At 73.5% G+C, this 19,257-nt stretch carries 22 protein-coding genes; 8 read left to right on the forward strand and 14 right to left on the reverse strand.

The window, feature by feature from the left end; all coding sequences use genetic code 11:
* Positions 1 to 47: 47 nt before the first annotated feature.
* The 14 genes from DSM104329_RS23965 to DSM104329_RS24030 all read right to left on the reverse strand — a co-directional run bounded on the left by DSM104329_RS23965 (position 48) and on the right by DSM104329_RS24030 (position 10,804).
* Complete coding sequence (locus DSM104329_RS23965; protein WP_259312378.1) at positions 48 to 1,865, reverse strand: complex I subunit 5 family protein; 1,818 nt, start codon at positions 1,863 to 1,865, stop codon at positions 48 to 50.
* Complete coding sequence (locus DSM104329_RS23970) at positions 1,862 to 2,206, reverse strand: sodium:proton antiporter (protein ID WP_259312379.1); 345 nt, start codon at positions 2,204 to 2,206, stop codon at positions 1,862 to 1,864. Before DSM104329_RS23970 ends, DSM104329_RS23965 begins: the two co-directional genes overlap by 4 nt.
* Positions 2,203 to 2,952 (reverse strand): MnhB domain-containing protein, encoded by a 750-nt coding sequence (locus tag DSM104329_RS23975; RefSeq protein ID WP_259312380.1) that lies wholly within the window; start codon positions 2,950 to 2,952, stop codon positions 2,203 to 2,205. Before DSM104329_RS23975 ends, DSM104329_RS23970 begins: the two co-directional genes overlap by 4 nt.
* The gene (locus tag DSM104329_RS23980; RefSeq protein WP_259312381.1) at positions 2,949 to 3,197 is read right to left on the reverse strand and encodes a Na(+)/H(+) antiporter subunit B; all 249 of its coding nucleotides are present in this window, start codon (positions 3,195 to 3,197) and stop codon (positions 2,949 to 2,951) included. The genes DSM104329_RS23975 and DSM104329_RS23980 overlap by 4 nt, the downstream gene beginning before the upstream one ends.
* A complete protein-coding gene (locus DSM104329_RS23985) occupies positions 3,194 to 3,481 on the reverse strand; it encodes a monovalent cation/H(+) antiporter subunit G (RefSeq protein WP_259312382.1) in 288 nt (95 codons plus the stop codon). The genes DSM104329_RS23980 and DSM104329_RS23985 overlap by 4 nt, the downstream gene beginning before the upstream one ends.
* Positions 3,481 to 3,732: a monovalent cation/H+ antiporter complex subunit F gene (locus DSM104329_RS23990; protein WP_259312383.1), complete on the reverse strand. Its 252-nt coding sequence runs from the start codon at positions 3,730 to 3,732 to the stop codon at positions 3,481 to 3,483. Before DSM104329_RS23990 ends, DSM104329_RS23985 begins: the two co-directional genes overlap by 1 nt.
* Complete coding sequence (locus tag DSM104329_RS23995) at positions 3,729 to 4,184, reverse strand: hypothetical protein (protein ID WP_259312384.1); 456 nt, start codon at positions 4,182 to 4,184, stop codon at positions 3,729 to 3,731. Before DSM104329_RS23995 ends, DSM104329_RS23990 begins: the two co-directional genes overlap by 4 nt.
* On the reverse strand, positions 4,181 to 5,590 hold the full coding sequence (gene qcrB / locus DSM104329_RS24000; RefSeq protein WP_259312385.1) for a cytochrome bc1 complex cytochrome b subunit: 1,410 nt from the start codon (positions 5,588 to 5,590) through the stop codon (positions 4,181 to 4,183). Before qcrB ends, DSM104329_RS23995 begins: the two co-directional genes overlap by 4 nt.
* Entirely contained in the window at positions 5,587 to 6,570 is a 984-nt protein-coding gene (locus DSM104329_RS24005) for a QcrA and Rieske domain-containing protein (protein WP_259312386.1), read from the reverse strand. Before DSM104329_RS24005 ends, qcrB begins: the two co-directional genes overlap by 4 nt.
* Positions 6,567 to 7,421, reverse strand: a complete 855-nt coding sequence (qcrC, locus tag DSM104329_RS24010) for a cytochrome bc1 complex diheme cytochrome c subunit (protein WP_259312387.1) — start codon at positions 7,419 to 7,421, stop codon at positions 6,567 to 6,569. Before qcrC ends, DSM104329_RS24005 begins: the two co-directional genes overlap by 4 nt.
* A 107-nt stretch (positions 7,422 to 7,528) precedes the next feature.
* Entirely contained in the window at positions 7,529 to 8,278 is a 750-nt protein-coding gene (locus DSM104329_RS24015) for a cytochrome c oxidase assembly protein (protein WP_259312388.1), read from the reverse strand.
* Positions 8,275 to 8,616 carry a hypothetical protein gene (locus DSM104329_RS24020; protein ID WP_259312389.1) on the reverse strand — a complete coding sequence of 114 codons (342 nt, stop codon included), beginning with the start codon at positions 8,614 to 8,616 and terminating at the stop codon, positions 8,275 to 8,277. The genes DSM104329_RS24015 and DSM104329_RS24020 overlap by 4 nt, the downstream gene beginning before the upstream one ends.
* A complete protein-coding gene (locus tag DSM104329_RS24025) occupies positions 8,613 to 10,214 on the reverse strand; it encodes a cytochrome c oxidase subunit I (protein WP_259312390.1) in 1,602 nt (533 codons plus the stop codon). The genes DSM104329_RS24020 and DSM104329_RS24025 overlap by 4 nt, the downstream gene beginning before the upstream one ends.
* Entirely contained in the window at positions 10,211 to 10,804 is a 594-nt protein-coding gene (locus tag DSM104329_RS24030) for a cytochrome c oxidase subunit II (RefSeq protein WP_259312391.1), read from the reverse strand. Before DSM104329_RS24030 ends, DSM104329_RS24025 begins: the two co-directional genes overlap by 4 nt.
* A 108-nt stretch (positions 10,805 to 10,912) precedes the next feature.
* Between DSM104329_RS24030 and DSM104329_RS24035 the strand changes: the two genes are divergently transcribed.
* The 8 genes from DSM104329_RS24035 to DSM104329_RS24070 all read left to right on the forward strand — a co-directional run bounded on the left by DSM104329_RS24035 (position 10,913) and on the right by DSM104329_RS24070 (position 19,190).
* The gene (locus DSM104329_RS24035) at positions 10,913 to 11,179 is read left to right on the forward strand and encodes a DUF7218 family protein (protein ID WP_259312392.1); all 267 of its coding nucleotides are present in this window, start codon (positions 10,913 to 10,915) and stop codon (positions 11,177 to 11,179) included.
* Between the two features lie 148 nt (positions 11,180 to 11,327).
* On the forward strand, positions 11,328 to 13,037 hold the full coding sequence (locus DSM104329_RS24040; protein ID WP_259312393.1) for a helix-turn-helix domain-containing protein: 1,710 nt from the start codon (positions 11,328 to 11,330) through the stop codon (positions 13,035 to 13,037).
* A 130-nt stretch (positions 13,038 to 13,167) separates the two neighbouring features.
* Complete coding sequence (locus tag DSM104329_RS24045) at positions 13,168 to 13,995, forward strand: acetoacetate decarboxylase family protein (protein WP_259312394.1); 828 nt, start codon at positions 13,168 to 13,170, stop codon at positions 13,993 to 13,995.
* A gap of 50 nt (positions 13,996 to 14,045) precedes the next feature.
* Positions 14,046 to 15,341 (forward strand): ABC transporter substrate-binding protein, encoded by a 1,296-nt coding sequence (locus DSM104329_RS24050; protein ID WP_259312395.1) that lies wholly within the window; start codon positions 14,046 to 14,048, stop codon positions 15,339 to 15,341.
* A gap of 127 nt (positions 15,342 to 15,468) precedes the next feature.
* On the forward strand, positions 15,469 to 16,959 hold the full coding sequence (locus DSM104329_RS24055) for an MFS transporter (protein ID WP_259312396.1): 1,491 nt from the start codon (positions 15,469 to 15,471) through the stop codon (positions 16,957 to 16,959).
* Positions 16,960 to 16,964: 5 nt separating this feature from the next.
* A complete protein-coding gene (locus DSM104329_RS24060; RefSeq protein ID WP_259312397.1) occupies positions 16,965 to 17,225 on the forward strand; it encodes a MoaD/ThiS family protein in 261 nt (86 codons plus the stop codon).
* 2 nt (positions 17,226 to 17,227) lie between these two features.
* Positions 17,228 to 18,295 (forward strand): WD40/YVTN/BNR-like repeat-containing protein, encoded by a 1,068-nt coding sequence (locus DSM104329_RS24065; RefSeq protein ID WP_259312398.1) that lies wholly within the window; start codon positions 17,228 to 17,230, stop codon positions 18,293 to 18,295.
* Positions 18,296 to 18,359: 64 nt separating this feature from the next.
* A complete protein-coding gene (locus DSM104329_RS24070) occupies positions 18,360 to 19,190 on the forward strand; it encodes a hypothetical protein (protein ID WP_259312399.1) in 831 nt (276 codons plus the stop codon).
* The last annotated feature ends 67 nt before the right edge of the window (positions 19,191 to 19,257 follow it).

Here is a 19,257-nt window from a genome sequence, read left to right on the forward strand (position 1 = left end):
GGACGGCATCGCAAACGCGGTGTACGTGGGCGTACCGTGGCGCATTGTCAGGACAGCGTCAGCGCGAACAGCGCGGTGAGGACGGTCGCTCCCGCGGCGGCCCAGGCGACGTAGTCGCCGGGATGGCCGCTGTGCAGCGCCCGGATCCGGTCGGCGATCGCCTGGCCGGGCCGCGGGGGCGCGTTCTCGCGCAGTCCGAGCACCGCCACGAGGAGCGCCCCGGCGATCGAGGCCGCCGCGTAGAGGAACGCCGTGGGACCCGGGTCGTGGACGTGCGGGACCGCGGGTGCGGGGACCGCGCGTCCGCCGAGCACCGCGTGCGCGTAGCCGGCGGGGTCGCAGAACGACGCGGCGGCGTCGGCCGCCGCGTGGGCCAGGCCGGGCACGAGGCCCCAGGCGAGCGCGCCCGCGACGAGGACCACGCCGGGCGCCCACAGCCACGGCGAGGTGGCCCGCGGGACCTCGCCGGACTCGTCGGCGGTCTCCTCCTCGCCCGCGTCCGGCGACTCCCCCATCGGATCGTGCGGCGCGCGTGCACCCCACCCGCCGAACACGCGTGCGCCCGCGCGCAGCAGCGCGCCGGCCGACAGCGCGCACACGAGCGCGAGGACCGCCGGCACCCACGCGTAGCCGGGCAGCTCGAGCGCCGCGTCCTCGATCAGCGCGCGCCCCAGGAACGAGCCGAACGGGGGCGCGCCCGCGATCGCCAGCGCCGCCAGCCCGTACACCGCGGCGATGACGGGCAGCTCGCGCGCGCGCCCGCGGAGCGCCCGGACGTCGACGCGGTCGTAGCGGTGCTGGACGACCGCCACGCAGACGAACAGCGCGGCCTTCACGAGCCCGTCGCCGACGAGGAAGATCGCCGTGCCGCCGAGGCCGTCCGGGCTGAGCAGCCCCACCCCGACGGTCATCACGCCGACCTGGGCGATCGCCACGTAGGCGAGCAGCCGCTTGACGTGATGCTGCGCGAGCGCGAGCGCGGCGCCCACCACTCCCGTCGCCGCCCCCAGCACGACGAGGATCAGGCGCAGCGAGCCGCTTCCGGCGCCCAGCGCGGGCTCGAACGCGGTCCACCAGACGCGCGCGAGCCCGTAGAGGCCGAGCTCGGAGAAGACCCCGGCGAGCATGATGCACACGGGCGTCGGCGCGACCGCGTAGGCGTCGGCGACCCAGAGGTGAAACGGCGCGGTCGCGGCCTTCACGAGAAGCCCGACCGCGATCAGCCCGAACGCGACGACCAGGGTCCCGCTCGGCCCGGCCTCCCCGAGCACGCGCCCGATCTGCGCGAGGTTCAGCGCGCCGGTCTCGCCGTAGACGAGCCCGATGCCGAACAGCATCAGGATCGAGCCGGCCGTGTTCGTCACGGCGAAGGTCAGCGCGCCCTCCAGCGGGGCGCGCTGGCGCACCTCGTAGCCGACGAGCACGTACGCCGACACGCTCATCAGCTCGAAGAAGACGAACAGGTCGAACAGGTCTCCGGTCAGGCAGAACGCGACGATCGCCGCCGAGAACAGCAGCGCCACGGCATGGAAGAGCGCCGGCGTGACGGCGATCAGCCGCGCGGCGAGCACAGCGGCGAACACGGACAGCACGGCGCTGAAGAGCGCGAGGCCCGTGCCGAGCCGGTCGGCGGCGATGTCGATGCCGAACGCGACGCCGCCGCGCGGCTGCCACCCGCCGAGCCACTCGACGACCGTGCCGTCCGCCGTGTGGCCGAGCAGGACCGCGCAGAGCATCGCGCTCGCCGTCGTCCCGCCGAGCGCGAGCACGATCGCCAGGCCGCGGCGCGACAGCGGCGACGTCACCGCGACGACGCCCGCGCAGAGCATCGGCACGAGGAACGTGAGGGGCGCGACCGCGCTCATCCGCGCAGCGCTCCGAGCCGGTCGGGGTCGGCGGTCCCGAAGCGCTTGTGCGCCTGCACGGTCAGCGCGAGCAGCACCGCCGTGACCGTCGCCTGCACGACGACGTCGGTGAGCGTCAGCGCCTGGACGACCGGGTCGACGACCGGGTCGCTCGGCATGACCGAGCCGTAGATCGGCGCGGACGCCCCCGTGCGGTAGCCGATCGCCAGCAGGAGCACGTACGTCGACGCCTGCGCCACCGACAGGCACACGACCATGTGGACCAGGTGCCGGCTGGTGATGACGCCCCACAACCCGATGACGAGCAGGTACGCCGCGACGAGGTACGGGACGAAGCTCACCGCTGCCCTCCGCGCATGAGCGCCTCGTCGAGGAACTCGGTCAGGATCAGCGTCACGGCGCCGGTGACCTCGACGCCGGTGGCGACGCTGAGCACCGGGATCGTCCCGCCCGAGGTCAGCGCGCCCATCGGCGCGAGGCCGATGAAGTTCGCCAGCAGCGCGCCGGAGAAGACGATGCCGCCGAGCGCGACGAGGGCGAACGCCAGCGCGCCCGTCGCCTCGGCCGTCTCGACCAGGTCGACCGGCCGGAGACGCTCGAGCGCGACGACCTGCCCGGCGGCGTACACGAGCAGCAGCGCCGCGGCCAGGAGGACGCCGCCCTGGAAGCCGCCGCCCGGCGTGAGGGTTCCGTGGGTGACGACGTACAGGCCGAGCACCAGCACGGGCGCGACGAGCACGGCGCCCACCACCCGCAGGGCGCTCGACGTCTCCCGCCCGCGCTCGCGGTCGGACTCCTGCGCCTCCTGCTCGCGATCCGGCCCCGTGCGCAGGAGGATGGCGACGCCGAGCGCCGCCACGAAGAGGATGAGCTCCTCGCCGAGCGTGTCGGTCGCGCGCAGGTCGTACGTCACGCCGTTGACCGCGTTCGCCACCTGGCGTTCGTGGGCGAGCAGCAGCGGGACCCGGGTCGCGTTGGGCCCGGGCGGGTCGCCCACGTCGTTCAGGCCCGTCGCCGCCCACGCCAGCAGTGCCGCCAGGCCGGCGAGCGACACCACCGCGAGCAGGGCGCGCGCCCGCCGGCTCATTCGTCGTCGTCGCCCTCCCGGCGCAGCTTGGCCATCGTCAGCAGCACCATGAGCGGCACCGCCACCGAGGCGACGACGATCTGCGACAGCGCGACGTCCGGCGCCTGGTAGACGAAGAACAGGATCGCCAGGGTCAGGCCGAAGATGCCGGACACGACCGCCTGGCGCACCGGCTCGCGCACCAGCACGGTCGCCGTGCCGGCCACGGCGACCACGGCGAGGGCGACCGCCTGCAGCGCGATCATGGCTCGCGCTCCGCGGCGCGGTGCAGCGCCCGGGCGGTGACGTGCGCGAGCACCGGCCCGGTGAACAGGGCGAAGCCGGCGACGAGCAGCGCCGCGATGCCGATCAGCGAGAACGACTCGCGCACCACCACCGCGGCGGCGACGAGCACCGTCGCGAGCGTCGTGGGCGCGAGGAAGTGAACGCGGTCGAGCGCGTCGCGCAGGAGCGTGACGCCGAGCACCGCGAGCAGCTGGACGGCGACGCCGGCGAACAGCAGGACCATGGCGCTGACGTCGCGGACCATCACCGCACCCGCTCGAGGAAGTGCAGGAACGCGACGCCGCCGACGAACCCGGTCACCGCGGCGACGAGCGCGAGCGTCGCGAACGACTGGCTCTTCGTCCCCTCGGCGAGCAGCAGCAGGACGAGCACCGCGTCGGCGCCGGCGGCCTCGAGCGCCGTGACGCCCCCGCGCGGCGGGCGCAGAGCGGCCGCGATCGCCAGCGGGACGAGCGCGGCGCCGAGGATCGCCGCCGCCCACAGCCAGGCGTTCATCCGGCCGCCTCCAGGCGGTGCTCGACGATCACGCCGCGATCGACGTCGACGTCGACGACCACGCCGGCCGGCGCGAGCGAGCCGACGGCCTGCGCGGCCGCCCGGTCGCCCGCCTGCACCGGGTCGTCGGCCTCCGTCGATGCGAACGGCCGCTCCACGATCCGGCCGTGCTCGTCGCGGCGCAGCACGCCCCGCCGCCACAGGACAGCGACGAGGAGCGGCAGGTCGGTCACCAGGCCCGCCGAGCTGCGCAGCACCCGCAGCGCCCAGACCGGCCGCACGCGCGTCAGCCGCTCGCGCTGGCTTCGCACGAGCACCGCGCCCGTGGCCGCGATCGCCGCGGCCACGGCGCCGGTCACCAGCTCGTCCAGCGCGTTCCGGTCGACGAGCGCCAGCCACAGCGCGGCGCTGATCACCCACCACGCCGCCCACGCCCGCACCGTGTCGGTCATGTCGGCGGCCCGCCTCGATAGCCGCCCGCGGCGGTGCGCACCACCTCCTCGCCGTCCCAGCCGCGCAGCGGGTGCAGCTCCCGCGCCCGCAGCTCCCGGCAGACGCGCAGAGCGATCCCGCCGGTGACGAGCGGGGCGACGACGCAGGCGCCGCGGAAGAACCACACCTGGCCCTCGTACGGGAAGCCGATCGAGAGCAGCAGGCGGTCCGCGGCGCCGGCGGCGAAGACGGTGAACACCCACGTGAAGAACGCGACGCCGACCGCGGTGCGCCACGGGTTGTCGCGCGGGCGGTCGAGCAGCTCGTGGCGCAGGCGGTCGCGCGTGACGAAGCGCTGCTCGAACCACGGCCACGCGTACAGGACGGCGAAGACGACGCTCGGGAACAGGACCCCGCCGAAGAACGGGTTGGGGATCCACGTGTGCCCGCCGAAGCGCAGCTCCCAGTTCGGCATGATCCGCAGCGCGCCGATCAGCCAGCCCAGGTACCAGTCGGGCTGCGCGCCGTTGGTCCCCTGCCACGGCTCGTAGGGGCCCCAGAGCCAGACCGGGTTGATCTGCACGAGGCCGCCGAGCAGCACGAGGACGGCGAACACGGCGAACATCCAGCCCAGGGTGCGCAGCGCGTACCCTGGCCACATCGGCGTGCCGACGTCGTTGCGCTCGGTGCGCCCGGGCCCGCGGAACTGCGTGTGCTTCTGGCGCATGATCATCGCCAGGTGCACCGCGATCAGCGTGCCGAGGATCGCCGGGAGGATGAAGACGTGGGCGATGAACAGCCGCGGCTCGAACACCTCGCTGCCGGGGAACTGCCCGTCCCACACGAGCGTCGCGAACTGGCCGCCGATCAGCGGCAGCGACAGCGCGACGCCGTTGGCGATCGCCAGGCCCATCCCGGACAGCAGGTCGTCGGGCAGCGAGTAGCCGGCGAAGCCCTCGAGGATCGCCAGGGCGAGCATCGTCACGCCGACCATCCAGTTCAGCTCGCGCGGCTTGCGAAACGCGCCGGTGAAGAAGATCCGCATGAGATGCACGACGATCGCGGCGACGAACACGAGCGCCGCCCAGTGGTGCGTCTGGCGGATGAGCAGGCCGGCGGGCACGTCGAACGACAGCGAGAGCGTCGATGCGTACGCGTGCGACATCGTGGCGCCCTGCAGCGGCTCGTAGCCGCCGGAGTACACGGTCTCTCCCGTGCTGGGCACGAAGAACAGCGCCAGGTACGTGCCGGTCGCGATCAGGGCGATGAACGCGTACAGCGCGATCTCGCCGAGCAGGAACGACCAGTGGTCGGGGAAGACGTACTTCAGCGCCGCCCTGAGGAACGGCGCGGCGCCGAGCCTGCGGTCGATGAAGGCCACGGGCTCGGCCAGCGGGTCGCGCGAGCGGCGGCGCAGCACGCTCACGCCTCGGCCACCCCCCACCACGCCGGCCCGACCGGACCCGACATCGGGCCGGAGGCGCGCAGGACGCCCTCCGCGTCGATCTCGAGCGGCAGTTGCGGCAGCGGCCGCCCGGCCGGCCCGAAGACGACCTTCGCCGCCGCGGCCGGGTCGAACGTCGAGTAGTGGCACGGGCAGACGAGCCCCGGCGGGCGCGACGTCGGCTCGTACTTCGGGCTGCGGAACAGCGCGATCGCGCACCCTGAGTGCGTGCAGATCTTCGAGTACGCGAGGATGCCCTCGGGCGCCCACCGGGCCCGCGCGGCGGGGAGGCGCAGGTCCGCGACCGGCAGGCGGACGAGGATCACCGGCGAGCCGAGCTCGCGCATGTCGGCGCCCTCCGGGAACGCGGTGACGAACGCGCCCGGCGTGACGTCCGCGGCGCGCAGCCGCACGCCGTCCTCGGTCATCAGGCGCGTGCCGCGGCGCCACGGGGACTCGCCCGGGCGGTGGTCGACCCGCGGGCCCAGCGAGGCCGCGGGGACGACCGCGGCCGCCGCCACGGCGGCGCCCGCCGCCCCGCCGGCGGCGAACAGCAGCTTGCGGCGCGAGACGCCCTCGCCGCCGCGGCGCACCTCGTCGACGACCTCCTCCTGCTCGACGCGGTCGTCGAGCTCGGGCCGCGGCTCGACCTCGGTGACCTGCGGGACGACCCGCAGGCCGGCGACCATGAGGGCGGCGGCGATGAGGGCCAGGGCCAGGCCGGCGGCGAGGCCGAGCAGCTGGGTGTCGTCGTCGACGACGTAGAAGACGATGAACGCGATCGCGCACGCCGCGGCGGCGAACAGGAGCAGCGCGACGAGCGTCTCGGCCCGCCGGTCGGCCTGGATCTCGCGCTCGCGCGGGTCGGCCTCCGGCTCGGGCAGGCCCGTGTCGTCGTGGCGGTGGCGCACGACGCGCTTCCAGACGGCGATCGCGGCGATGAGGCGCGCGAGCAGGCTCATGGGGTGCGCTCCCCGATCAGGCGGGCGACCCCGATGAGCGCGACGATCGCGATGAGCCACGCGACCATGCCCTCGGGGATCGGCCCGATGTTGCCGATGCCCCAGCCGCCCGCGTTGTCGGGCGCGCGCGTCCACAGGACGTAGCGCACGACGGAGTCGAGGTCCGCGTCGCTGATCTGGCGCTCGCTGAAGTTCGGCATCAGGTACGGCCCCGTGCGCACGGACTCGGCGATCTGGGTCGGCGTCGCGTCCTGCAGCGGCGGCGCGGTCGCGCCGGTGACGATCCCGCCCCGGGCGACGATCTGGTGGCAGCCCGCGCAGTTGCTGGTGAACACCTCGCGCCCGCGGGCGAGGTCGCCGGCCGCCGGGTCGACCCGCGGGATCGGCGGCCCGCCGAGCGAGCCGACGTACGCGACGAGCTGCCGGATCTCACGCTCGGTGTACTGGACGGGAGCGCGGACGGGCTGGTCGTCGGGCTCGGAGAGCGGCATGCGCCCGGTGCGCAGGTAGAAGTCGGCGGCCTGGGCGCCGGCGCCGTGCAGGTTCGGGGCGCGGTTGGCGATGCCGCGCGCGTCGTCGCCGTGGCAGGAGGCGCAGCCCGACAGGAACAGCCGGCGGCCGGCGGCCACGTCGCCGCGGCCGGTGATGGGCGCGTTCGTCGCGGTCGCGCCTCCGACGCCGCCGCCGCTCGAGCCCTGCGCGAACGCCGCGGTCGCGCCCCCGCCGCCCTGCCCGCCGCTCGAGCCCTGCGCGAACGCCGCGGTCGCGCCCCCGCCGCCCTGGCCGCCGCTCGAGCCCTGCGCGAACGCCGCGGTCCCGTACGCGCCGGCGAGCAGCGCGACCGCGAGCAACGCCCACCGTGCGGCGCGCCGCCGTCGCCGCCGTCGAGCATCGAGATTCTTCGCCGCAGGCTGAGAAACTCGACGGTCGGCGAGTGAGCGGGGCGGCCGCGGCTCGCTCATCGCCGCACCGCCTCCCGCCGCTGCTGGCGGCGCTCCTCGCGCGCCAGGGCCCACATCGCCACCGCGCACGCCGCCGGGACGAGCAGCGCCGCGCCGCCGAGCCACATCACGGTGCCCGCGTCCTGCTGGGCGGCGAGCGACGGGTAGTGCGCGTAGCGCGGCGCGTCGTCCGAGGCGAGCACCGCGCCGACGGCGGTCATCGCGACCATGCCCACCGACACCCAGGCCAGCGCGCCGATCGCGTCCGGCGTATGCGGCAGCGGGTCGACGGCCAGCACCGCCATCCACGCCACCAGCGCGGTCCAGAACAGCAGGGCGTGCTCGAGCCCGTGCAGCGCGCCCGAGCCCGCCGCCGCGTCGAACAGCCCGGTCAGGTGCACCGCGACCATCGCCGCGGCGGCGAGCCCCGTCGCCACGGCCGGATGGGCGAGCACCCGCACGGCGCGCAGGTGCAGCGCGCGCCCGAGCGCCCGGCGCCCCTCCGCGGGCAGTGCCGCGAGCGCCAGCCGGATCGGCGCGCCGAGCGCCAGCAGCGCCGGCGCGGCCGTCGCGATCAGCAGGTGCTGGACCATGTGCATCGGCAGGTCGCCGTCCGAGCGCGCCTCGATCGGCCCGGCCAGCGCGGCCGCCAGGACCGCGCAGCCGAGCGCGAACGCGGCCGTGCGATGCCATGGCCACGGCCGCCGCGCACGGACGACGCCCCAGACGTACAGGGCCAGCAGCACGACCGGCACCGCGACCATCATGAGCGCCGCTCCGCCCGCCACTCGCGCGCCACGCCGCCGAGCCCGATCGCCGTCGCCCCGGCGCCGATCATGACGAGCCACGGCCCGGCCTCCGCCCCGAACGCCATGAGCGCCACGCCCAGCGCGGCCAGCACCGTGGCCATCGAGCGCACCGCCACGCGCCGGCGCTCGCCCGGCTGGGGTCCGGTCAGGCGCCCGCGCCACCCGAGCAGCCCGACGACGAGGCAGGCGAGCCCGGCGCCGCCGAGCAGGGCGATCTCGATCACGTGCGGGCCGAACGCCAACTGCAGCGCGGCGAACCCCATGAGCAGCGCGCCCCACCCCGCGAGCACGATCACGACGGCGCCTCGTGCTTGAGGTCCAGCAGCGGCGCGTAGGACCGCACCGGCGGCAGCGCGTCGAAGTTGTGCGGCGGCGGCGGCGAGGTCGTCGCCCACTCGAGCGTCTGGCCGTCCCACGGGTCCGGCCCCGCGGGCCGCCGCGCCCGCGTCGACACGACGACGTTGACCACGAACACGAGGACGGCGAGCGCGATGACGAACGCCCCGATCGTGGAGACGAGGTTCAGCGCCCCCCAGCCCTCTGAGCTCGGATAGTCGGCGATGCGCCGCGTCATGCCGTCCTGGCCCAGCAGGAACATCGGGAAGAAGGTCGCGTTCGTGCCGACGACGAGCAGCCAGAAGTGGATCTGGCCGAGCCGGTCGCGCAGCATCACCCCGGTGAACTTCGGCCACCAGAAGTAGAGGGCCGCGAACAGGCCGAAGGCGCTGCCGGCGAACAGCGTATAGTGGAAGTGCGCGACGAGGAAGTACGAGTTGTTCGCGTGATAGTCCAGCGGCGGCGACGCGACCCAGATCCCGGTCAGCCCGCCGACGAGGAACTGCACGAAGAACCCGGCCGCGAACAGGAACGGCACGGTGACGCGGATGCGCCCCCGCCAGAGCGTGCCGAGCAGGTCGAAGTACTCGATGCCGGCGGGGATCGCGATGAGCGTCGACGTGAGCGCGAAGTACCGGTTCGTCACCCGGCCGGTGGTGAACATGTGATGCGCCCACACGCTCGTCGAGAGCGCCGCGAAGGCGAGGATCGAGAAGATGAACAGCGAGTAGCCGAAGAACCGGCGGCCCGAGAACGTGGCGAACACCTCCGCCACCGCCCCGAGGAACGGGAAGAACATCACGTAGACGACGGGGTGCCCGTAGAACCAGAACAGCTGCTGGTAGACGACCGGCCCCTCCGGGCTCGCGCTGAACACCCCGCCGTACTGGCGCTCGACCCACAGCAGCGCCATCGCGACCACGAGCACCGGGAACGCGAAGCAGACCATCAGGCAGGTCGCGACCATCGTCCACGTGAAGACCGCCATCCGCTTGAGCGTCATGTCGGGCGTGCGGCGGCGCAGGGCGGTCGCGAGCACGCACGCGCCGATCAGCAGCTCGCCGAGGGTGACGACCGCGACGCCGATCACCCACAGGTCCATGCCGACGCCCGGGGTGTTGATCGTGTTCGACAGGGGGTCGACGCCGATCCACGTCGCCCGCCCCGGCCCGCCCGTCGTCAGGAAGCCGAGGTACATCGCCACCCCGCCGGCGATGTAGAGGACGAACCCGGCCAGGACGATGCGCGGTGCGGCGATGTTTCCCGCGCCCACCTGCAGCGGCACGAGGTAGACGCCGAGCGCGAGCGCGATCGGCGTCATGAACAGGTAGATCATCGTCGACCCGTGCATGGTGAACAGCGCGTTGTAGGCCGACGTCGAGACGACCTGCAGGCCGGGCTCGGCGAGCTCGGTGCGCATCAGCAGCGCCATCACGCCGCCGGCGAGGAAGAACGCGAGCGCGGAGAAGATCATCCGCCGGGCGATCCGCTTGTGGTCGGTCGAGCCGACGATCTCCACGATCGACAGCCGCGGCGGGCGGGCGGCGGCGATTGTCACCGCATGCCCCCCAGGAAGCGGTCGAAGGCCGCCTGGTCGACGGCGCGAACCGTGAAGTGCATGTTCTGGTGGCGCAGGCCGCAGAACCACGCGCAGACGCCCTGGTAGCGGCCGGGGTGCGGGAAGACGAGGTCGAAGCGCTCGGTGTGGTCCGGCCACACCTGCCGCTGGAAGCGCAGGTCGGGGACCCAGAAGTCGTGCAGGACGTCGAGGGAGACGGCGTCGAAGCGGATCGTGCGCCCGGCGGGGACGACGAGCTCGGCCTCGCGCGTGCGCCCGTCCGGGTACGTGAAGCGCCAGTTCCACTTCGCGGCCTCCACGTGCACGGCGAGCGCCGGGCGCGGGGCCACGGCGTCCACCCGGCTCTCGACGCGGAACGTCGCGATCACCAGCACCACGACGATCGCCGCCACGATGCCGACCCAGACCAGCTCGAGCGTCATGTGCTCGGACGTTCGGCTGGGTTCGCGTTCGCGCCGGAAGCGCCACAGGAAGACCGCGAACACGACGACGACGAGGACGAAGATCGCGATCGCGATCGGCAGGTACAGGCTCGCGAGCCCGCCGTACTGCTCGCGGGTGTCCACCACGGGCGGTTCCTTCCCCCTCAACCGGCGGTGCTACGCGCACAGGTGGTCCGGGTAAGCACCGACCAGGCAACCGGAGGAGGCGCCATCGCCAAGAGCCACCGCCCGTCCGTGAAGGACGACAAGACCTACGAGGGCGTGCGCAAGTCGGGCGCGAGCAAGGAGAAGGCGGCGCGGCTCGCCAACGCGAAGGCCGCCGGCGGCAAGCCGTCGCAGAAGGGCGGCAAGGCCTCGAAGTACAGGGACCGGACGAAGGACGAGCTCATGAAGAAGGCCAGGGACGTGGGCATCGAGGGCCACGACGTCCATCCCGGGTTCGCGACCGGCCGCTCGAAGATGGACAGGGGACAGCTCGCAGACGCTCTGCGCAACCACTGACGCCCGCGTCCGGCACGGCACCGCCGGCCCAACGGCCCAACGGCCCAACGGCCGCAGGGCCGCTGGTTGACACTCCTGCGCAGGCGGTTCAAGGTGGGGCGATGAGGCACCCGGCCGCCGCCATCCTCCCGGCCCGCTGACCTCGACGGTGCTGCTGTCGTCGGGTCCTGACCGCGGGCGGACGGCGACGAACGCCGTCGAGCTCGCGCTGCGGCTCCCGGCGCTGACCACCGCGCAGTCGCGGTCCGAGGTCGCCCAGGCGGCCGTGGAGATCGCGCGCTGGGCGACCGCCACCGAGGTGAGCTGGTGCGGGCTGCGCGACGGCGACAACCTCGTGGTCGGAGGAGCCGAGGGCATCCGCAACCGCGACTTCGCGGCCGCCTGGCGCCTGCCGCTCGGAACCGGGATCGGCGGGCGGGTGGCGGTCGACGGGCGCCCCGTCGTCGTACGGGACTACGCGCGCGACCCGCGCCGGGTCTCGAAGATGAAGACGCTCATCGACCTCGAGGGCATGCGCTCGTCGATGTGCGTACCGGTGATCGCCGGGAGCCGCATCTTCGGCGTGCTCTACGTCGCCGAGCGCGAGCTGCGCTCGTTCGAGTCGGCCGAGGTCGACATGGTCGCCGCGATCGGCCGCGCGGCCGGCACCGCGATGAGCGAGCTCGAGCGGCGGGCGGCCGTCGACGTCGAGCTCTACGGGCTGCGTGGGGAGGTCGAGGAGCTGCGCGCGACGCGCGACGACCTGCGCGCGGTCGCCGACGCCGCGCTCGAGGCCGAGGAGCCCGGGGACCGCACCGGCGCCGCGCTCGACCTGCTCGCCGTGCGGATGGCCGCGACCGTGCGGCTGCTCGACCAGCACGGCGTCCAGCGCTACGCGACCGGGCCGGTCACCGGCGAGGAGCGGCTCGCCTGCCCGCTGGTCGCCGGCGGCTTCGCGCTCGGCGAGCTCGAGGTCACGCGCGAGGAGCCGTTCGGCCCTGCCGCCGCGGGGCTGCTCCAGGACGCCGCGCGCCTGGTCGCGCTCGAGCTGCTGCGCGAGCGCGCGGGCCTCGAGACCGAGCTGCGGCTCAACAGCGAGTTCCTCGACGAGCTGCTCGACCGCACCGCGGGGGTCGACGCCGACGAGCTCGGCCGCCGCGCCGCCCTGCTCGGCATGGACCCGTCCGTGCCGGCGATCGTCATCTCGCTCGGTGCCCACGGCGGGCGCGGCACGTCGGCGGAGGGTCCGCCGCCGTCGCTGGACGAGCGGGCGCGGCGCGCCGTCGCGGCCGCGGCCGCGACGCGGTTCCCAGGGGCGCTCGTCTGCCACCGCCCCGACGAGGTGGTCGTCATCGCGCCGGTCGCCGGCACCGGCCCGGCGGCGGTGGTCGACGAGGTCCGCGGGCTGCTGCGCGAGACGGCGCGCGGCACGGCCGGCGGGCTGGCCGCGGGACTCGGGCGCGTCTCGTCGCGGCTGCGCGACTGCTCCGCCTCCTACGCCGAGGCGTCGACGGGCCGCGCGCTCGCCGCCGCGCGCCCGGACGCCGGCGCCGTGCTCGGCCCCTCCGACCTCGGCCTCTACGCGATCCTCGCGCATGAGGAGACCCGCGAGACGCTGCAGTCGGTCGTGAGCAGCATGCTCGGCCCGCTGCTGGAAGCCGACGAGAAGGCGCAGTCGGAGTACGTCAAGACGCTCTCGGCGTTCCTGGCCAACGACCGCCACTTCGAGCGCACCGCCCAGGAGCTGCACGTGCACGTCAACACGCTGCGCTACCGGCTGGCGAAGATCCAGGACATCTCCGGCGTCGACCTGCACGAGGTCAACAGCCGCTTCCTGCTCGAGCTCGCGCTGCGGATCCACGCGGGCCTGGCCGGCTGACGCGCGCCCGCCCGCTGGAGCCGCAGCACAACCGCCGCCCCTCCAGTTTGTGGGCCGCCGCCGATGCCCCGGCGCCCACGGTCGGTGACCATCGCCGTACGACAAACCGTCTTGAGGGAGGAAGGGTCACGTGGACGTCTTCTCGACCGGCTTCAGCCAGCCGGTGACCGCACCGCTGTATCCGGACCCGCCGTACCTGTACCGGGGGGCGAAGGTCATCCTCGGCGTCTACGAGGCCGACGCCGAGCGCATCCAGCCGCATCTGCCGCCCGGCGTCACGCCGCTCGAGGACCCCGTGCGCTGCATCGCGTGGGTCTGCCACTACCCGTTTACGACGTTCGGCACCTACAACGAGGCGATCCTCCTGGTGCGCGTGCAGTTCGAGGGCGAGAGCTACAACTACTGCCCGCTGATCTACGTCGACGCCGAGGCGCCGATGGCGGCCGGCCGTGAGATCTGGGGCTGGCCGAAGAAGTTCGCCGACCTCAGCTTCCAGTTCGGCGGCGAGGGCGGGCCGGGCTTCCGCGAGCAGTTCATGTTCACCACCGAGCGCCCGACCGGCAAGCGGATCATGACGGTGACGATGAGCCCGGACCGCCCGGCGCGCCTGGAGGAGATCGGCGGCCTGCCGATGCTCACCCTGCGCCACATCCCGGCCAGCGAGGCGGGCAACCCGCCGAGCGTGTGCGAGCTCGTCGCGACCGAGGTGTCGATGACCTGCCACACGGCGGCCGACGGCAGCCTCGACCTGTGGGCGGGGCGCTCCAGCGTGACGATGGACTCGCGCTCGGAGATGGACCCGACCGACGACTTCGCGCCGACGAAGATGCTCGGCGGCTTCTACGGCACGTTCGACTGGACGCTCCCGCAGGGCCGGGTCGTCAAGGACTACCTCGCGGACGTGCCGGAGCCGGTGCTCGCGGGCGCCGGCGCCGGCAACGCCGGCCGCGCGGGCTAGCGGCACTCGCGCCGGTCCCGGCCCGGTGCCCATCAAGGAGAGGACACTCTATGAAGCGATACCGCGCAAGCGGGCTGTTGCCCCTTGCCCTGATCCTGTGCGCGCTCGCGCTCGCGGCGTGCGGCGGCAGCGGCGGTGACTCGTCGACGACGTCGGCCGCGACGAGCGCGTCGACGACCGCGTCCACGGGCAGTTCGACGACCGCGCCGAAGCTCAGCGGCGCGCCGGTCAAGACGCTGACGATCACGTCGATCGACACCCAGGGCGCCGCGTTCCCGAACATCGGAATCACCGCGAAGGCGTACGAGAAGTGGATCAACGCGCGCGGCGGCATCGCCGGCCGCCCGCTGCAGGTCATCGTCTGCGACGAGCACGGCAAGCCGACCGACGCCGCGGCGTGCGGGCGCACGGCGGTCTCCGAGGGCGTGACCGCCGTCGTCGGCTCGTTCAGCTTCCTCGGCACGAACTACATGCCCGCGCTCGAGAAGGCCGGGATCGCCTACTTCGGCGCCTGCTGCCCGATCACCGCGCCCGAGTGGACGTCGGAGGACTCCTTCAACATCGGCAACCTGCCGCTGTACGCGGTCGGGCTCGTCAAGCGCGCGAACGAGGACGGCTGCCAGAAGATCAACGCGGTGGTCATCGACGGCGCGCAGGGCTTCCAGCCGCTGATGGACAACGCGATGAAGGCCTACGGCAAGAAGTTCGGCAAGGTGGTGATCCTGCCGGCGACGGCGAAGGACTACAGCCCGGAGGTCGCCGAGGCGACGAGCGGGGGCGCCGACTGCCTCATCATGATCGTCTCCGAGACGCAGTACACCGCGTGGAACGGCGCGTACGCGTCGTCGGGCGCGAAGGCGCGGATGTACGGCCCGCAGGGCAACCTCAACGCGGTGTCGATCAAGGGCATCCCGCCGGAGGCGGTCGAGGGCTCCGTCATCGCGGGGGTCTACCCGGACCTGTCGCTGCCTCCGTGGGACGACTACCGCAAGGCGCTGGACGAGGCGAACGCCGATCCGAGCCAGGACTACAACTCCCTGGGCGGCATGGGCACGTGGGCCGCGTACACCGGGTTCACGCAGATCGCCGAGGCGATCCCCGGGGCCCCGGACGCCATCGACGCCAAGACCTTCGCCGCGCAGGCGGCGAAGACGACGAACCTCGACCTGAAGGGCATGGTTCCCCCGATCGACTTCACCAAGGAGTGGACGGAGAACCCGCCGTTCAGGCGGTTGTTCAACCGCACCGTGGTCTACAGCACGATCAAGGACGGCAAGGTCGTGCCGCTGACCACCAAGTTCGAGGACGTGACGGACCTCGCCATGGGCCGCAAGCCGGCCCAGTAGGCGACCCGGTGCCAGGCGGCTCCGGGCCTGCGGATCGGCCCGGAGCCCGCCACCGGACTTGACGAACGCATGCGCGAACCGGTGCGATGAGTTCTGCCCTCCCCCGCAGTCTCATCTCCGAAAGCTCATGCAACCCGTCCCCACGAACCCACAGACAGCCGTAGACGACGACCGCCGGCGCTGGGTCGCGCTGGTCGTCCTGTGCACCGGCATGCTCATGATCGTCCTCGACGGGACGGTCGTGAACGTCGCGCTGCCGAGGATCCAGGCCGATCTCGGCTTCACCGAGTCCGGCCTGGCCTGGGTGGTCAACGCCTACATGATCGCCTTCGGCGGCCTGCTGCTCGTCGCCGGCCGCCTGGGCGACCTCGTCTCCCGGCGCGGGATCTTCCTCGCCGGCCTCGCCGTCTTCACGCTAGCGTCGCTCGTGTGCGGCCTGTCGCAGACGGACTGGATGCTCGTCGCGGCGCGGTTCGTCCAGGGCGCGGGCGGCGCGATGACGTCCGCCGTGATCCTCGGGATGATCGTGACGATGTTCCCGCAGCCGCGGGACCAGGCGAAGGCGATCGGGGTGTTCGCGTTCGTGGCGTCGGCCGGCGGCTCGATCGGCCTGCTGGTCGGCGGCGCGCTGACCGAGGCGATCTCGTGGCACTGGATCTTCTTCGTGAACCTGCCGATCGGCGTCGTGACCGCGGTGCTGGCCACGCGGCTGCTCGAGCACGACCGCGGCATCGGCCTCGACCAGGGCGCCGACGTGCCGGGCGCTCTGCTGGTCACCGGCGGCCTGATGCTCGCGGTCTACACGATCATCGAGCCGGCGGCGAAGGACGGCTGGGGCGCCGGGCGCACCCTGCTGTTCGGCGCGATCGCGCTCGCGCTGATCGCCGCGTTCGTCGCCCGCGAGGCGACGGCCCGCAACCCGCTCGTCCCGCTGCGCATCTTCCGCTCGCGCAACGTGTCCGGCGCGAACCTCATCCAGGTCCTGTCGGTCGCCGGGATGTTCGGGCTGTTCTTCCTCGGCGCGCTGTACCTGCAGAAGGTGCTCGGCTACGAGCCGCTGCAGACCGGCGTGGCGTTCCTGCCGGTGACGCTCGTGATGGGCACGCTGTCGGTGCGGTACTCCGAGCGGCTGGTCATGCGCTTCGGGGGCCGCAGCACGCTGATCGGCGGCCTCGTGCTGATCGCGGTCGCGCTCGCCCTGTTCACCCAGGTGCCGGTCGACGGCAACTACTTCACCGACGTCCTGCCCACGATGGTCCTGCTCGGCGCCGGCGCGGGCGCGGCCTTCCCGGCGCTCATGAACCTCGCGATGTCCGGCGTGCAGCCGAGCGAGGCGGGCCTGGCCTCGGGCCTGGTCAACACGACCGCGCAGGTGGGCGGAGCCCTCGGGCTGGCGGTGCTCGCCACGCTCGCCTCGACACGCACCGAGACGCTGCTGCACCGCGGCGACACGACGGCGGCCGCGCTGACCGGCGGCTACCGGCTCGCGTTCGTCGTGGCGTGCGCCCTCGTGGTCGCGGCGATCGCCGTCGCGCTGGCCGTGCTGGAGCCCGCCCGGCCGCAGGAGGCGACCGTGCACGTCGCCGAACCCGAGCCCGAGCCGGTGGAGGCGGGCTGACCGCGGTGCCCGTGGTCCGCCTGCACGGTCCGCTGCGCAAGCTCGCCGGCGGCGGCGAGCACCGCCTCGACGGTGCGACGGTCGTCGACCTGCTGGGCGCGCTCGAACGGGCCCGGCCGGCGGTGGCGGGCTGGATCCTCGACGAGCGCGGTCACGTCCGCCGCCACCTCAACGTGTTCGTCGCGGGCGACTACGCCGAGGAGGACACCCCGGTCGCGGACGGCGACCGGGTCGACGTCCTCCAATCCATCTCCGGAGGGGACTGAAGGTGACCGAGCTGCTGGTGGGCACGAAGAAGGGGCTGTTCGTCCTGGAGGGCGAGCCGGGCGGACCGTTCGGGGTCGCCGCGCGCGCGTTCGCCGGCGAGCCGGTCGAGTACGCCATGCGCGACCCGCGCAGCGGGCGGCTGCTGGCTTCGGTGACGTCGCCGTTCTACGGGCCCAAGCTGTGGCACGCCGACGATGCGGCGGACGAGTGGCAGCAGTGCGAGGGCGTCGCGCTGCCGGCGGGCGGCGACGAGGCGCTGCAGCGCATATGGACGATCGTGGCCGGCGAGGCCGACGGCCTGCTGTACGCGGGCGGCGACCCGGGCGTGCTGTTCGTCAGCGCCGACGGCGGCCTGACGTGGGAGCTGCAGCGCAGCCTCTGGGAGCACCCGACGCGCGGCTCGTGGCAGCCGGGCGGCGGCGGGCTGTGCCTGCATTCCATCGTCCCGTGGCCGGGAGACCCCGATCGGCTCGCGCTGGCGATGTCGGCGGTCGGCGTGTGGCTGACCGCGGACGGCGGCAGAACGTGGGAACACGGCAACGCGGGCCTGGTGCCGCGTTACATGCCCGAGGACGGGCCCGAAGAGACCATGGACCTGTGCGTCCACAACCTGCATCGGGCGCCGAGGCGGCCCGAGCGGCTGTTCATGCAGTTCCACGGAGGCGTGTACCGCTCCGACGACGCCGGGCGCAGCTGGACGGACATCGGCGCCGGGCTGCCGTCGGACTTCGGCTTCCCGATGGCGCTCGACCCGGCCGATCCGGACAGCGCCTACGTGATCCCCCTCAGCGCGGACATTGACCGCGTGACGCCCGACGGCCGCGTGCGCGTGTACGAGACACGCGACGGCGGCGCGTCGTGGACGCCGCGCGGCGACGGCCTGCCCGCGAAGGACGCCTACCTGACCGTGCTGCGCCAGGCATTCGACCGCGCGGGCGACGGCGAGACGCTCGAGCTGTACTTCGGTGCGACCTCGGGCGACGTGTTCGGCTCGGGCGATGCCGGCGCGACGTGGTCCACGGCGGCCGCGCACCTGCCGCCGGTCTACAGCGTGCGCACGGGACGCTGATCAGCGCGCGAGCGCGAGCATCGGTTACGGTCGCCTCCACGGATTCCAGCGCTAGGGAGGCGTCATGGCAGACCGGCTCAAGCGTTCGCTCACCTTCGCGAACGTGTGCTCGTTCCTCGCCCTGTTCGTGGCGGTCAGCACGGGCGGCGCGTTCGCCGCCAACACGGTGTTCTCGACCGACATCGTCGACGGGGAGGTCAAGACGGAGGACATCGCGATCGGCGCGGTGACCAGCCAGCAGCTCGGGCTCAACTCCGTCAACGCCGCACGCATCATCAACAACTCGATCGCCCAGGGCGACCTCGCCGACGGCGCCGTCACCACCGACAAGGTCCTCGACGACACCCTCACCGGCGCCGACATCGCCCCCAACGCCGTGGGACCCGGCGAGATCGCGCCCGACTCGATCGGCACCGACCAGATCGCCACCAACGGCGTCAACGCGACCGAGATCGCCGACAACTCGATCGACAGCGGCGAGATCGTCGACAACTCGCTCGGCAGCGCCGACCTCGCCGCCAACTCGGTCGGGACCTCGGAGATCGCCGACGGCGCGGTCGCCACCGCCGACCTCGCCAACAACGCCATCAACGGCGCCAAGGTCGCCAACAACACGCTGACCACCGCCGACGTCAAGGGCGCGGACGCGAACGGCAGCGTCAGCCTGTCCGGCGTCGCGAACGGCCGCTGCGCGAACATCACGCTGAACGTCGGCGGCGCGGCAGTGGGTGAGGTACCGCTGTTCACCGCCAAGGCGGCGCTGCCTGCGGGCGTCATCATCTACGCCACGGGCGTCCTGAGCGCGGGCCACGTCGCGGCGGCGGTCTGCAACTTCACCGGCGGCGCGTTCCCGACGCTCACGGACCTGCCCGTCCGCGTCGTGACGTTCGGCTGACCTTGGCGCGGGCGGTGGTGGCGAACGCGCCGCCGCCCGCGACGTTGGTATCACGGCGGTATCATGT

It is taken from the genome of Capillimicrobium parvum, assembly GCF_021172045.1.
GTDB lineage: Bacteria > Actinomycetota > Thermoleophilia > Solirubrobacterales > Solirubrobacteraceae > Capillimicrobium > Capillimicrobium parvum.